The organism is Aquabacterium lacunae (assembly GCF_004310865.1).
GTDB classification, from domain to species: Bacteria; Pseudomonadota; Gammaproteobacteria; order Burkholderiales; family Burkholderiaceae_C; genus Aquabacterium; species Aquabacterium lacunae.
In genome coordinates, this window is sequence record NZ_SIXI01000006.1 from 147403 (window position 1) to 161520 (window position 14118).

The window sequence follows — 14118 nt, forward strand, 5'->3', positions numbered from 1 at the left end:
GCCCTGCATGCGTTGGCAGACCACCCGTTACGACATCGACCTCAGCCAGCCCCGTGTGATGGGCATCGTGAACGTGACGCCTGATTCGTTCTCCGACGGGGGGCGTTACCTGTCCCCGGCCGATGCGCTGGCCCAATGCGAGCAGCTGGTGAGAGAGGGCGCCGACATCCTTGACCTGGGGGCTGAGTCGAGTCGCCCCGGCGCACCCACCTTGCCCGCCGACGAGGAATGGGCGCGTCTGGCGCCGGTGCTGAAGGCAGCGGTGACCCTGGGGGTGCCGGTGAGCGTCGACACCTGGAAGACTGCAGTGATGCGCCAGGCCCTTGATGCTGGCGCAGACATCATCAACGACATCCAGGCGCTGCGTGACCCGGGGGCTGAGGCCTTGGTGGCGGCCCATGGGCGCTGCGGCGTGTGCCTGATGCACATGCGGGGTGACCCGGCCACCATGCAGCAGTTCACCCAGTATGACGACGTGATGCAAGAAGTCAGCGCGTTCCTGCGTCTGCGTGACGAAGCACTGCAGGCCCAGGGCGTGGCGCCGGAGCGCATCACCCTCGACCCGGGTGTGGGCTTCGGCAAGACGCCCGAGCAGAACCTGGCCTTGCTGGCGCGCCAGCGTGAGTTCCTGGCCTTGGGGCGACCGCTGCTGGTGGGCTGGTCGCGCAAATCAACGCTGGGTGTGGTGACCGGGCAGCCGGTGGAAGCCCGCATGCCTGCCAGTGTCGCGGCTGCGCTCGCGGGGGTGCTGCATGGGGCCCGCGTGGTGCGTGTGCACGATGTGGCTGCGACCGTGGATGCGCTCAAGGTGTGGCGTGCGGTGCACTTGCCGGCGGAATTGCGCACATCGACCCCTTTGATCGGGTGAGCGGGGCGCGCGGCGCCCGGCCCATAATGCAGCCCTTCCCGCAGCGAGATTTCACCGCGAACCCATGAGCAGACAGTACTTTGGCACCGACGGCATCCGCGGCACCGTGGGTCAGGCCCCCATCACCCCTGATTTCGTGCTCCGCCTCGGGCATGCGGTGGGGCAGGTGCTCAAGCGCACCGAGGCGCGCCCCACGGTGCTGATCGGCAAGGACACCCGCATTTCCGGTTACATGCTTGAATCGGCCCTGGAAGCAGGTTTTGCATCGGCCGGGGTCGATGTCCTCCTCACCGGGCCGCTGCCCACGCCCGGCGTGGCTTACCTGACCCGAGCTCTCAGGCTGAGCCTGGGGGTGGTGATCAGTGCATCGCACAACCCGTTTCCCGACAACGGCATCAAGTTCTTCTCGGCCCACGGCGAAAAGCTGCCCGATCGGTGGGAGCTGGATGTCGAGGCCGCGCTGGAATCGGCGCCGGTGTGGGTGCCGTCCAGCGAGCTGGGCAAGGCCCGCCGTCTTGAAGATGCGCGCGGCCGCTACATCGAGTTCTGCAAGAGTACCTTCGATGCCGGCTTGTCGCTCAAAGGCATGAAGCTGGTGGTCGATGGTGCGCATGGGGCGGCCTATCACGTGGCTCCGCATGTGTTCCATGAACTGGGCGCCGAAGTGCACTCGATCGGCGTTCAGCCCGATGGCATGAACATCAACAAGGGGGTGGGTGCCACCCACCCTGAAGCCCTGGTCGAGGCGGTGAAGGCCCAGGGCGCGCACTACGGCATCGCCCTTGACGGTGACGCCGATCGTCTGCAGATGGTCGATGCACAGGGCCGCCTCTTCAATGGCGATGAACTGTTGTACGTGATGGTGGCCGACCGACTGTCCCGTGGCGAAGCCGTGCCGGGCGCTGTGGGCACCCTGATGACGAACATGGCGGTGGAGCTGGCGCTGCAAAAGCAGGGCATTGGCTTTGTGCGTGCCAAGGTGGGTGACCGCTATGTGCTGGAAGAGCTGTCGGCGCGCGGCTGGCAGCTGGGTGGGGAGGGCTCGGGTCACCTGCTGGCGCTGGACCGCCACACCACGGGCGATGGCATCGTCAGTGCCTTGCAGATCCTCCAGGCGGTGGTGCGCAGCCAGCGTTCGCTGACCGACTGGCTGGCCGATGTGAGGCTGTTCCCGCAAAAAATGATCAATGTGCGCCTGAAGCCGGGTCAGGATTGGCAGGCGAATGCTGGTTTGGAAGCCGCACGTGCCGAGGTGGAAGCTCGTCTTGAAGGCCGAGGCCGCATCCTGATCCGCGCCTCGGGCACCGAGCCGCTGGTGCGTGTGATGGTCGAAGCGGAAGACGAAGCCCTGGCCGTGAGTTGCTGCGAACAGCTGGCGGCCACGCTGGCCTGACGATTGTGCGCACGCAACTCGCGTGCGGGCTGCACAAGGCAAAGCGCCCCGGTTTGACCCGGGGCGCTTTGCCTTTCGAAGCCTGCCAGGGTGGCAGGCGGCGGTCACTTCTTCTTGGGCGGCATCAGCACGCGGTCGACCACATGGATGGTGGCTTTGCCGCTGCTCAGGTCGGTCCGGGTGGCCATGGCTTCTTCCACCACCAGATAATCGCCCGCCTTCGACACGTTCAATTTGGCGCCCTGCAGGGTGTCCAGTGCGGTGTTGCTGGTCACGTTGGCCGCCAGCACTTTGCCATTGACCATGTGGAAGTTCAGCACCTGACGGAGCTGCTCGGGGTCTTTGGCCAGCTTGTCCAGCGTGGCAGCAGGCACGTCCTTGAAGGCGTCATCGGTCGGCGCGAAGATGGTCACTTCCTGGTCGGCCAGTGCGGCGTCCAGGCCGGCCTGGCGAACCAGCGCCTGGAACGTGCTCAGCTCCGGAGCCTGGGCGGCCAGCTGGGCCTGGGGCGTGGTGCTGGCGCAGCCGCCCAGGACAAAGGCCGAAGCCAGGGTGAGGGCGGCCAGGCGCCAAGCGGTGAAACGGGTGGTGGTGGTCATTGGATGCTCCATCTGGACGGTGGTGGCCTCGTGTCGTGGGCCATCCCTGTCACATTACGGTGATCTCGTGACACTTCGGTGACGGTTGCGTGACGCAGGCATGACGACCATGTTTTCGGACGCCGACGTGGCCGCCATAAAATTTCACACAGCGAATGTGACAGACATTCCTTTTCTGTCATGTCTTCGTCACAATCGCTGCCTACAGTTCGCGGCATCGAAGTCGTTGTCATTCCGCTTGAAAGGCGAGCCATGAAATTCAACATGATCCGTGCTGCTGTTGCTGCTTCCCTGGCCCTGGTGGCCGGTTCGGTGTTTGCCCAGAACGTGACAGGCGCCGGCGCCACCTTCCCGGCGCCGATCTACGCCAAGTGGGCGTCGGCTTACAGCAAGTCGGTCGGCATCCAGATCAATTACCAGTCGGTCGGCTCCGGCGCCGGCATCAAGCAGATCAAGGCCAAGACCGTTGACTTCGGTGCCACCGACATGCCCCTGAAGGACGAAGAGCTGGCCAAGGATGGCCTGACCCAGTTCCCCACCGTCATCGGTGGTGTCGTCCCCGTGGTCAACGTCAAGGGCATCGCCCCGGGTCAGCTCAAGATGACCGGCGAGTTGCTGGCCAACATCTACCTGGGCGCCATCAAGAAGTGGAACGACCCCGCCATTGCTGCCCTGAACCCGGGCGTGGCCCTCCCTGACGCGCCGATCGCCGTGGTGCGTCGTGCTGACGGCTCTGGCACCACCTTCATCTTCACCAACTACCTGACGAAGGTCAGCGCCGACTGGAAGTCGAAGGTGGGTGAGGGCACCGCCGTGAACTGGCCCACCGGTGCAGGCGGCAAGGGCAACGAGGGTGTGTCGGCCTTCGTGATGCGCCTGCCCAACTCGATCGGTTACGTCGAGTACGCCTACGCCAAGCAGAACAAGATGTCGCACGTGACCCTGAAGAACGCTGCGGGCACCTTCGTGCAGCCCGATGACGCCACCTTCAAGGCCGCTGCCGCCAGCGCCGAGTGGTCCAAGAGCTTCTACCAGATCCTGACCAACCAGCCTGGCAAGGACGCCTGGCCCCTGACCGGTGCCACCTTCATCCTGATGCACAAGAAGCAGGACAAGCCCGAGCAAGGCGCGGCTTCGCTGAAGTTCTTCGAGTGGGCTTACGCCAACGGGGATGCTGCGGCCACCGAACTCGAGTACGTGCCGCTGCCTGCCACGGTCAAGGACCTGGTCCGCAAGCAATGGGCCACCATCAAGTGATCCTCTGAAAACGGCCGGGCACCTGCCCGGCCTGTCCACATGCAGTTGAAGTATTTCAAGGGTTGACCGGAGGATTCTGATGACCGCCATCCTGCCCACCGAAGCCGACGAGTTCGGCTCCGGCAATGATTCCAAACGCAGAACCTCTCCCATGACCAACCCGCCCGCTCGTCGCGCATCGGCCCCCTGGGCCGATGCGGTGTTTGCGCTGCTCGCGCGTGGTGCCGCTGTGCTGACCCTGAGTCTGCTGGTGGGCATCATCATCTCTCTGATCGTCGGTGCCTGGCCGGCCATTTCCAAGTACGGCCTGAGCTTCCTGACCCGCACCGACTGGGACCCGGTCACCGAATCGTTCGGTGGTCTGGTCATGATCTATGGCACCGTCATGACCTCGGTCATCGCGCTGCTGATTGCCGTGCCGGTCAGTTTCGGGATTGCGATGTTCCTGACCGAGCTGGCCCCGGCCTGGCTCAAGCGCCCGCTGGGCATCGCCGTGGAGCTCTTGGCCGCCGTGCCCTCCATCGTGTACGGCATGTGGGGCCTGCTGGTGTTCGGTCCCATCCTGTCGACCTATGTGCAGCAGCCGCTGCAATCGTGGACCGAGGGCGTGCCTTACCTGGGCGCCTTCTTCTCTGGCCCGCCCGTGGGCATCGGCATCCTGTCGGCCGGCATCATCCTGGCCATCATGATCATCCCGTTCATCGCCTCGGTGATGCGCGATGTGTTCGAGGTCACGCCCCCGCTGCTGAAAGAGTCCGCCTACGGTCTGGGCTCGACCACCTGGGAGGTGGTCTACAAGGTGGTGCTGCCCTACACCAAGACCGGTGTGGTCGGCGGCATCATGCTGGGTCTGGGACGTGCGCTGGGTGAAACCATGGCCGTCACCTTCGTGATCGGCAACATGAACCAGCTCAATTCGCTGTCGGTGTTCGAGGCCGCCAACTCCATCACCTCGGCCTTGGCCAACGAGTTTGCCGAAGCGGGTGAAGGCCTGCACCAGGCCTCGCTGATCTACCTGGGTCTGGTCCTGTTCTTCATCACCTTCGTGGTGCTGGCCTTCTCGAAAGTGCTGCTGGCCCGCCTCAAGAAGTCGGAAGGAGCCCGTTCGTGAGCACCCCTCAAGCATTGCAAGCCTCGCGCATGAAGCACCATGCGCGTCGCAAACTGGTCAACGCCATTGCGCTGACCCTGTCGCTCGGCGCCATGGCCTTCGGCCTGGTGTGGCTGATCTGGATCCTGGTGGAAACCGTTCGCCTGGGCATTGACGGCCTGGCACTGGCCACCTTCACCCAGATGACGCCTGCGCCCATGGAAGAAGGCGGTCTGGCCAACGCCATCGTCGGCTCGCTGCTGATGGTCGGTCTGGCCACCCTGATCGGCACCCCGATCGGCGTGATGGCGGGCATCTACCTGGCCGAGTACGGTCAGAAGGGCTGGTTGGGTGCGACCACGCGCTTCATCAACGACATCCTGCTGTCGGCGCCTTCCATCGTGATCGGTCTGTTCATCTACTCCACCGTGGTGGCGCGCATGAAGGCCTTCTCCGGCTTTGCCGGTGTGCTGGCCCTGGCCCTGATCGTGATCCCGGTGGTCATTCGCACCACCGAGAACATGCTGGTGCTGGTGCCCAATGCCCTGCGTGAAGCCGCCTACGCCCTGGGCACGCCCAAATGGAAGGTGATCGGCACGATCACGCTGAAGTCGGCCCGTGCCGGTGTGGTCACCGGTGTCCTGCTGGCTGTGGCGCGCATTTCGGGTGAAACCGCACCGCTGCTGTTCACTGCGCTGTCGAACCAGTTCTACACCGCCGACCTGGGCCAGCCCATGGCCAGCCTGCCGGTCACCATCTTCAAGTTCGCCATGAGCCCCTACGAAAACTGGCAGAAGCTGGCCTGGGCAGGCGTGTTCCTGATCACCATCGGTGTGCTGGGCTTGAACATCCTGGCCCGCACCATGTTCCGCCAACGCTGAACACCCACGAATTTCAGAAAGCATCACCATGGACGCCAAAGTGCAGAACCAGGCCCCCGTCAAGGCGAAGCTGGCCGTCAAGAACCTGAACTTCTTCTACGGCAAGTTCCACGCCCTGAAGAACATCAACATGGAACTGCCCGAAAACAAGGTGACCGCGTTCATCGGTCCTTCGGGCTGCGGCAAGTCGACCCTGCTGCGCACCTTCAACCGCATGTTCGAGCTCTACCCCGAGCAGCGCGCCGAGGGGCAGATCCTGCTGGATGGCCAGGACATCCTGACCAGCAAGGAAGATGTGTCGCTGATCCGTGCCAAGGTGGGCATGGTGTTCCAGAAGCCCACACCGTTCCCGATGTCGATCTACGAGAACATCGCGTTCGGCGTGCGCCTGTTCGAGTCGCTCAGCCGCTCTGAAATGGACGAGCGCGTGGAGTGGGCCCTCAAGAAGGCTGCGCTGTGGAACGAAGTGAAAGACAAGCTCAACCAGAGCGGCTCGGGTCTCTCCGGTGGTCAGCAGCAACGTCTGTGCATTGCACGCGGCATCGCGATCAAGCCTGAAGTGCTGTTGCTGGACGAGCCTTGCTCGGCCCTCGACCCGATCTCGACCGGCAAGATCGAAGAGCTGATCCACGAGCTGAAGGACGACTACACCGTGCTGATCGTGACCCACAACATGCAGCAGGCTGCGCGTTGCTCCGACTACACCGCCTACATGTACCTGGGCGAGCTGGTGGAGTTCGGCCCCACGAACGACCTGTTCATGAAGCCGACCAAGAAAGAGACCGAAGACTACATCACCGGCCGTTTCGGCTGACAGGAGGGCACACGACATGGAAAAACACCTCTCGAGCCAGTTCGACGCCGAACTCAGCGGCATCTCGACCCGCGTGCTGGAAATGGGTGGTCTGGTGGAAAACCAGGTCAGCCAGGCCATCTATGCTCTGACCAACTTCAGCGGTGAAGTGGCCAGCCAGGTGCTGACGCAGGAAGAGCGCGTCAACGCCATGGAAATGGGCATCGACGCCGACCTGTCGACCATCATTGCGCGTCGTCAGCCCACGGCCCGTGACCTGCGTCTGCTGATCGCGATCTCCAAGACCATTGGCAACCTCGAACGCGTGGGTGACGAAGCCGCCCGTGTGGCCCGCACCGTGCAGCGTCTGATCAACACGGGCGTGAGCAGCCGCCTGCGCCTGCCCGTGGGTGATGTCTCGTTCGAGGCGTCGCTGGCCACCGCCTCGCTTCGCAAGGCCCTGGACGCTTTCGCCCGGCTCGATGTGGCCCTGGCCCTGGAAGTGATCAAGGCCGACAACGAGATCGACGCCGAGTTCGACGGTCTGATGCGCAAGCTGATCACCTACATGATGGAAGACCCCCGCACCATCTCGGCTTCGATCGATCTGGTGTTCGTGGCCAAGGCCATCGAGCGTGTGGGCGACCACGCCAAGAACCTGGCCGAGCAGGTGATCTACATCGTCAAGGGTGCCGATGTGCGCCACAACTCGCCGGAAGCCGTGGCGAGCATCATCCAGTAAGCAACACAGAGTGAGGAGTCCGTCATGAGCCGAGTGCTGGTGGTGGAAGATGAAGCCGCGATTGCCGAGCTGATCGCGCTGAACCTGCGACATGCCGGGTTCGAGGTGACGGTGGCGCACGACGGTGACTCCGCGCAAGCCGAAGTCGACAAAGTGCTGCCTGACCTGGTGCTGCTGGACTGGATGTTGCCGGGCGCTTCTGGCCTGACATTGGCCAAGCGTTGGCGCGGTGCCCAGCGCACCAAGGACCTGCCGGTGATCATGTTGACGGCTCGCGCCGAGGAAACCGACAAGGTGGCGGGCCTGGATGCAGGCGCTGACGACTACCTGACCAAGCCATTTTCCACGCAGGAGTTGATGGCGCGCGTGCGTGCGGTGTTGCGCCGCAAGGCCCCGCAGGCCCTGGATTCGGCGGTCGAGATCAACGGCTTGCGCCTGGACCCAGGCACCCGCCGTGTCAGCTGTCTGGAGCAAGACGTGAAGATCGGCCCGACCGAATTCAAGCTGCTGCATTTCTTCATGACCCACCCGGAGCGCGTGCACAGCCGGGCCCAGTTGCTCGACCGTGTGTGGGGCGACCATGTGTTCATCGAAGAGCGCACGGTGGACGTGCACGTCAAGCGCCTGCGCGAAGCTCTGGCTCCGGTGAACCGCTCGCAGATGATCGAAACCGTGCGCGGCGCCGGTTATCGTTTCACCCAGCAGGTGGTCAATGCCGCGGCCTGAGAAGGCCCACCTGCATGCCTGAATCAAGCGTTCTTCGCTGAGAGGTTCATTCTTGGAAACGAGCAATTCGTGGCTGTTGTCGCGCGTGTCCGCGCGGGTGGCCACCGGCGCGGCTGGCGGCGCCGTCGGGTGGTGGCTGGGCTCCCGCATGGGTTACCCCACCACCATCAGCGTGGCCTTGGCTGCGGGGTCGGTGCTGGCGCTGTCGGTCGTCGACACGCTGAAAGGGTATGCGTTGCTGGACTGGCTTCGCGCACCCGAGATCGATGCCCCCCCGCTGCCTGGCTTGTGGGGTGAGGTCGCGCACCGGGTTTACCGCGTGCTGCGCTTGAAAGACCGCGAAATCGAGCACGAGCGACTGCGCCTGAACCAGTTCCTGTCGGGCATTGAAGCCTCGCCCAATGGCGTGATGCTGCTCGATGCCACTGAACACATCACCTGGATCAGTTCGGTGGCAGCCGACCATTTTGGCCTCGACCCCCAGCGGGACCTGGCCCAGCGGGTGACCAACCTGATCCGTGTGCCGGCCTTCGTGCAGTACCTGGCTGCAGGCGATTACCGTGACCCCGTGCACCTGCCCATGCCCCGGGGAGGGCAGGGGCGCTTGTCGGTCGTCGTGCGCCCCTACGGTGATGGCTTGCGCCTGGTGTTGTCGCAGGACATCACCGAGCGAGACCGTGCCGAGGCCATGCGCCGTGATTTCGTGGCCAATGTGTCGCATGAGATTCGTACACCCCTGACGGTGTTGCATGGATTCATCGAAACCATGAACAACCTGCCGCTGACCGAGGTTGAGCGCAAGCGGGTGCTGGACCTGATGAACCAGCAGACCGAGCGCATGCAGGTGCTGGTGTCTGACCTGTTGACGCTGGCCACCATCGAGGGCAGCCCGCACCCCACAGCGAACACCTGGATGGTGGTGGCCGATCTATTCTCGCGTCTCGAGAACGATGCGCGAGGCTTGTCCAAGGGGCGCCACCCTCTGCGCTTTGTGTTGGATGAAGGCTCTGCCGATGTGGAGCTCGCGGGCGTGGAAAGCGAATGGCTGAGCGCCATGGGCAACCTGGTGAGCAACGCCGTGCGCTACACCCCTGAGGGTTCTGCCATTGACGTTCGCTGGCGTTTGCTGCCGGAAGGCGGCGCCGAGTTTGCGGTCATGGACCAGGGCATCGGCATCGATGCCGAGCACCTTCCCCGTCTCACCGAGCGTTTTTATCGGGTCGATGGCAGCCGTTCCAGGGAAACCGGTGGCACGGGGCTTGGGTTGTCCATCGTCAAGCACGTGATCCAGCGGCATGGTGGCGACCTGCGCGTGACAAGCGAGAAGGGCAAGGGCTCGACCTTCACCCTCGTGGTGCCCGCGGCCCGCGTGCGTGTGCGCGCGGCCGAGCGCACCGTGTGATTCAGCGCACAGCCTCGTACACGGCCACGGTCTCCGAGTTGCGTGTGCGCTGACGCTCGCGGGCCAGGAACACCCAGCCTGGCACCTCGGGTGTGGTCTGACGTGCATTCAGGGGCAACACCAGCAGGCCGCAGCCCAGGTCCTGGTTGGCACTGTGCACGCTGTGCAAGGGGCGGTGGCGACCGTCCACTTCCTTGCCCGCGAAGTACTCCAGCGCCGTCAGCATGCCTGCGCTGGCGCCAGGTGCCAGGACGCAGGTGTCTGCTTGCAGGTGGGGTGCCAGTCGGTCGAGGACCAGCCGGTAACTGCGGGCCTGATCGAGCAGTGGCAACCACAGCGTCATCAGCAGCAGCCAACCCAAAGCGACTCCTCCGGCGGGCAGCACCATGCTTTTCCACAAGGCCGTCTGGTGGCGTGCCGTCCGCCATCGCACCACGGCCAGCCATGCCACGCTGGCCGCCACGGCCACCAGCAGCGGGGCCCAGCCGAATTCGGGCACCTGTCCGGGAACCAGTGCATCAAAGCGAGCGGCGGTGCGGCGCGGCCAGCCGGTGTGGAGCGCCACATAGCCCAGCCAGATCAGTGCCGCAGCCAGGGTGAAGAAGAACACCGAAAACCAGTCGATGGCCGAGGTGAAGCCCCGCTTGAGGGTTGGCAGCGAGAAAGCTGCCAGCACCGCCAGTGGAGGCAGTGCGTGCAGAAGTGCCTTGTCCTGCCCACCCATGGCGAGGCTGATGCCCAGACCCAGCGCAGCCGACAGCATCGGCACGGCGATGTGCCTGCGCAGACTCTGGCGGCGCCACGACCACAGCGCCCACAGTGCCAGCGGCAAGGTGGGCCAGGTGAACCACAGCATCAGGCGCAGCACCGACGTGGGGCTGCGTGCAGCCCCCAGCTGCCAATGCCAGCCTGACAGGCCAGCAAGGGTGAGGGTGGTGGCTGCCAGAGCCGCCAGTGCCCCTCCCACCAAAACCCAGCGCACGTGCTGACGCATGACCGGCTCATGCGAGCGCCAGCCCACGACAGTGCCGATGGCTGTGAGCCACACCGCCACGGTGGGGCTGCCACTGGTGGCCAGCACCAGGAGGCTGGTCACCGTGGCCACCCGCGCCTTGACGGGCCTGAAAGGGGCAGCGGCCAGCCCGTACAGGAACAAGGCGCTGCCTGTGATTTGCAGCATCTCTGGCGTGGTTTCATGCCCCAGTTGCAGCAGCCCCAAGGATGCGATCAGGGCCAGCAAGGCACCGTCGGCCATCGCGCGGGCATACGCCGGGGCCGGCGCTTCGCCGCCAAAGGCCAGCGGCAGGGGCTGAGCCGCGTCGGTACGAGCCAAGTGGTAAGTGGTGTACCAGGTCAAGGCCAGCACGGCGGCCAGGAGGGCGGCGAACGGCAAGCGGGCCGCCAGGGCAGGGTCGACCCAGGGGTTCAGCGCGGCGATGAAGCCGCCGCCCAGCCAATAAGGGAGGATGCCACCACCCGCTGGGGGCACACCCCCCACATGCGGTGCCCACCACGAGGCCTGTCCCAGGGCGAGTGACCACATCTGGCCGAAGGCCGCGATGTCGGCGTTCTTCCAGGGGTCGCGGCCAAAGACGCCGGGCAGCACATAGGCGGCACACAGCAGCAGCAAGGCCCAGCGCGGCAGGCGTTTGACTGCTTTCTCAGTGACCAGGGCCGGGTTGAGGGCAGGGTGGTTCATGGCGAGAGGGTGTGGCCCACAGCATAGGCCATGCAGCGGCAGACGGAGGGCGTGGGCGGCCAGTGTGCGGTGGCTTCGTGGCCGGCAAACAAAAAGGCAGCCGAAGCTGCCTTTTGTCGAGACCGGTGCAAGCCAGGTTGCACCGGAACTTTCGAGAAATTACTTCTTGAAAGCGGCAAACTTGTTGCGGAACTTTTCGACGCGGCCACCCAGGGTGTCCACGCTCTTTTGCTGACCCGTGTAGAAAGGGTGCGATTCCGACGAGGTTTCCAGCTTGAACAGAGGCAGTTCACGGCCGTCTTCGGCCTTGCCAGTTTCCTTGGTGGCCACGCACGAGCGGGTCACGAACTTGAAGCCGTTCGACAGGTCCACAAACAGGACGTCGCGGTAGTTGGGGTGAATGCCTTCTTTCATTTCTCTTGACCTTTGCTGTTTGCATCATCGGCAGCCACCCGGGCCCCATGCCCAGGCACTTTCCGACAGCCGGAAAACCTTGGATTATAGCGCGAGCCCTGGCGGTTTGCCAAGGGCTCCGGCCGCAGCGCGCACCAGGCTGTGCCGCGACCGGTGCCACCGTGAGGCCGACCTCAACCGCCTCGACGCATCATGTCGAAGAAGTCGTGGTTGTTCTTGGTGGACTTCATCTTGTCGAGCACGAACTCCATCGCGTCGATCTCGTCCATCGGGTACAGCAGCTTGCGCAGGATCCAGCTCTTTTGCAGGATCTCGGGCTTGAGCAGCAGCTCTTCGCGGCGGGTGCCCGACTTGTTGATCAGGATCGAGGGGTACACGCGCTTTTCGGCCATGCGACGGTCCAGGTGGATTTCGCAGTTGCCAGTGCCCTTGAACTCTTCGTAGATCACTTCGTCCATGCGGCTGCCGGTGTCGACCAGGGCGGTGCCGATGATGGTGAGCGAGCCGCCTTCTTCGATGTTGCGGGCAGCGCCGAAGAAGCGCTTGGGGCGCTGCAGGGCGTTGGAGTCCACGCCACCCGACAGCACCTTGCCCGAGCTGGGCAGCACGTTGTTGTAAGCGCGGGCCAGGCGGGTGATCGAATCCAGCAGGATGACCACGTCCTTCTTGAGTTCGACCAGGCGCTTGGCGCGCTCGATCACCATTTCGGCGACCTGCACGTGGCGCTGGGCGGGCTCGTCAAAGGTGGAGCTGATGACCTCGCCGCGCACGGTGCGCTGCATTTCGGTCACTTCTTCAGGGCGCTCGTCGACCAGCAGCACGATCAGGTGCACGTCGGGGTGGTTGGCCACCAGGGCGTGCGCCAGGTTCTTCATCATCACGGTCTTGCCGCTCTTGGGCGGGGCGACCAGCAGGGCGCGCTGACCTTTGCCGATGGGCGCGATCAGGTCGATGATGCGGCTGGTGATGTTGTCGTCGTTGCCCTTGGGCAGGTCGCGTTCGAGCTTGAAGGCTTCCTCGGGGAACAACGGCGTGAGGTTCTCGAACATGATCTTGTTCTTGTTCACCTCGGGCGTCAGGCCGTTCACGCGGTCGACCTTGACCAGTGCGAAGTAGCGCTCGCCATCTTTGGGCACGCGCACTTCGCCTTCGATCATGTCGCCGGTGTGCAGGTTGAAGCGGCGCACCTGGCTGGGCGACAGGTAGATGTCGTCGGTGCTGGCCAGGAAGCTGGTGTCGAGCGCGCGCAGGAAGCCGAAGCCGTCGGGCAGCACTTCGAGGACACCGTCGCCGAAGACCTGCTCGCCAGCCTTGGCGCGCTTTTTCATGATCGCGAACATCAACTCCTGCTTGCGCATGCGGGAGACGTTCTCGATTTCCAGGCCTTCAGCCATCTCGACCAGTTTGGAGATGTGAAGTGCCTTCAGTTCGGAAAGATGCATGTGTGGGACCCTGGGCAAAACCGACTCGTCAGGCACGAATGCATGAAGAGGCTGCGTTGAGACGGGGAAAGGCCTGTGTCAGGCCGGGATCGGAACCAGGGCAGACCGGACACGCCGGGCAGCGCCATGGGGCTTCGGATCAGAGGGGGGATCGATAAAGACCGGGCAGGATGCCTCGGGCTTCGTGCTGCGCAGACTGACAGCCATCACAGCAAGGCTGACCTGAGCCAGCGCTTGCATTATACGGGCACTTGGCAGTGCCCGTGTTTCAAACGCACCAGATCAGACGTTGGCGTCGATGAAGGCGGTCAGCTGGGCCTTGGACAGGGCGCCGACCTTGGTGGCGGCCAGCTGGCCACCCTTGAAGATCATCAGCGTGGGGATGCCACGGATGCCGAACTTGGCCGGCACTTCGCGGTTCTGATCGACGTTCATCTTGGCGACGGTGACCTTGCCGTTGTAGGCCACGGCCACTTCGTCGAGGATGGGGGCAATCATCTTGCAGGGGCCGCACCATTCGGCCCAATAGTCGACCAGCACAGGCTGGCCGGATTGCAGCACATCGGCGTCGAAAGACGCGTCGGTCACGTGTTTGATCAGTTCGTTGCTCATGACACTATCCTTGGGGACGGCAGGCCGAAGCCTGTTTTGGGAAATTCTGACACACAACCTTGGGGCAACTGCCGATTCCACCGCATGATTTCTCAATGACGGACATAGCGACAGACAAAGAACAGGGCCTTGAAGGGCCGGATCCCGCCCCCAGTGCAGGCTTGGCTGGGCTGGCCGATCTGCCGGTGTTGTCCTGGCCG

The 14118-nt window shown here is 64.1% G+C and carries 14 protein-coding genes; 9 read left to right on the forward strand and 5 right to left on the reverse strand.

Annotation, left to right across the window (positions count from 1 at the left end; genetic code table 11):
- Window positions 1-7: 7 nt before the first annotated feature.
- Both folP and glmM read left to right on the forward strand, forming a co-directional pair.
- On the forward strand, window positions 8-868 hold the full coding sequence (folP, locus tag EYS42_RS14355) for a dihydropteroate synthase (protein ID WP_130968884.1): 861 nt from the start codon (window positions 8-10) through the stop codon (window positions 866-868).
- Window positions 869-932: 64 nt separating this feature from the next.
- Entirely contained in the window at window positions 933-2261 is a 1329-nt protein-coding gene (gene glmM / locus EYS42_RS14360) for a phosphoglucosamine mutase (protein WP_130968885.1), read from the forward strand.
- 104 nt (window positions 2262-2365) lie between these two features.
- On the opposite strand, the gene EYS42_RS14365 is transcribed toward glmM, so the two are convergent.
- Window positions 2366-2860, reverse strand: coding sequence for a fasciclin domain-containing protein (locus tag EYS42_RS14365; RefSeq protein ID WP_130968886.1), 495 nt, complete (start codon window positions 2858-2860; stop codon window positions 2366-2368).
- A gap of 252 nt (window positions 2861-3112) precedes the next feature.
- Here EYS42_RS14365 and pstS point away from each other — a divergent pair, with 252 nt between their 5' ends.
- The 7 genes from pstS to phoR all read left to right on the forward strand — a co-directional run bounded on the left by pstS (window position 3113) and on the right by phoR (window position 9751).
- A complete protein-coding gene (gene pstS, locus EYS42_RS14370) occupies window positions 3113-4117 on the forward strand; it encodes a phosphate ABC transporter substrate-binding protein PstS (protein ID WP_130968887.1) in 1005 nt (334 codons plus the stop codon).
- Between the two features lie 151 nt (window positions 4118-4268).
- The gene (gene pstC, locus EYS42_RS14375; RefSeq protein WP_130968954.1) at window positions 4269-5228 is read left to right on the forward strand and encodes a phosphate ABC transporter permease subunit PstC; all 960 of its coding nucleotides are present in this window, start codon (window positions 4269-4271) and stop codon (window positions 5226-5228) included.
- 29 nt (window positions 5229-5257) lie between these two features.
- Window positions 5258-6088, forward strand: a complete 831-nt coding sequence (gene pstA, locus EYS42_RS14380; RefSeq protein ID WP_130968955.1) for a phosphate ABC transporter permease PstA — start codon at window positions 5258-5260, stop codon at window positions 6086-6088.
- Between the two features lie 28 nt (window positions 6089-6116).
- Window positions 6117-6902 carry a phosphate ABC transporter ATP-binding protein PstB gene (gene pstB, locus EYS42_RS14385; RefSeq protein WP_130968888.1) on the forward strand — a complete coding sequence of 262 codons (786 nt, stop codon included), beginning with the start codon at window positions 6117-6119 and terminating at the stop codon, window positions 6900-6902.
- Between the two features lie 16 nt (window positions 6903-6918).
- On the forward strand, window positions 6919-7623 hold the full coding sequence (gene phoU / locus EYS42_RS14390) for a phosphate signaling complex protein PhoU (protein WP_130968889.1): 705 nt from the start codon (window positions 6919-6921) through the stop codon (window positions 7621-7623).
- A 24-nt stretch (window positions 7624-7647) separates the two neighbouring features.
- On the forward strand, window positions 7648-8349 hold the full coding sequence (phoB, locus tag EYS42_RS14395) for a phosphate regulon transcriptional regulator PhoB (RefSeq protein ID WP_130968890.1): 702 nt from the start codon (window positions 7648-7650) through the stop codon (window positions 8347-8349).
- A 52-nt stretch (window positions 8350-8401) separates the two neighbouring features.
- The gene (phoR, locus tag EYS42_RS14400; RefSeq protein WP_245503656.1) at window positions 8402-9751 is read left to right on the forward strand and encodes a phosphate regulon sensor histidine kinase PhoR; all 1350 of its coding nucleotides are present in this window, start codon (window positions 8402-8404) and stop codon (window positions 9749-9751) included.
- A gap of 1 nt (window position 9752) precedes the next feature.
- Here the strand turns inward: phoR and EYS42_RS14405 are convergent, their stop codons facing one another.
- The 4 genes from EYS42_RS14405 to trxA all read right to left on the reverse strand — a co-directional run bounded on the left by EYS42_RS14405 (window position 9753) and on the right by trxA (window position 13918).
- Complete coding sequence (locus EYS42_RS14405; RefSeq protein WP_130968891.1) at window positions 9753-11450, reverse strand: hypothetical protein; 1698 nt, start codon at window positions 11448-11450, stop codon at window positions 9753-9755.
- Between the two features lie 159 nt (window positions 11451-11609).
- Complete coding sequence (locus tag EYS42_RS14410) at window positions 11610-11864, reverse strand: type B 50S ribosomal protein L31 (RefSeq protein WP_130968892.1); 255 nt, start codon at window positions 11862-11864, stop codon at window positions 11610-11612.
- Window positions 11865-12037: 173 nt separating this feature from the next.
- Window positions 12038-13306, reverse strand: a complete 1269-nt coding sequence (gene rho, locus EYS42_RS14415; protein WP_130968893.1) for a transcription termination factor Rho — start codon at window positions 13304-13306, stop codon at window positions 12038-12040.
- A 282-nt stretch (window positions 13307-13588) separates the two neighbouring features.
- A complete protein-coding gene (gene trxA / locus EYS42_RS14420) occupies window positions 13589-13918 on the reverse strand; it encodes a thioredoxin TrxA (protein ID WP_130968894.1) in 330 nt (109 codons plus the stop codon).
- Window positions 13919-14118 lie beyond the last annotated feature (200 nt).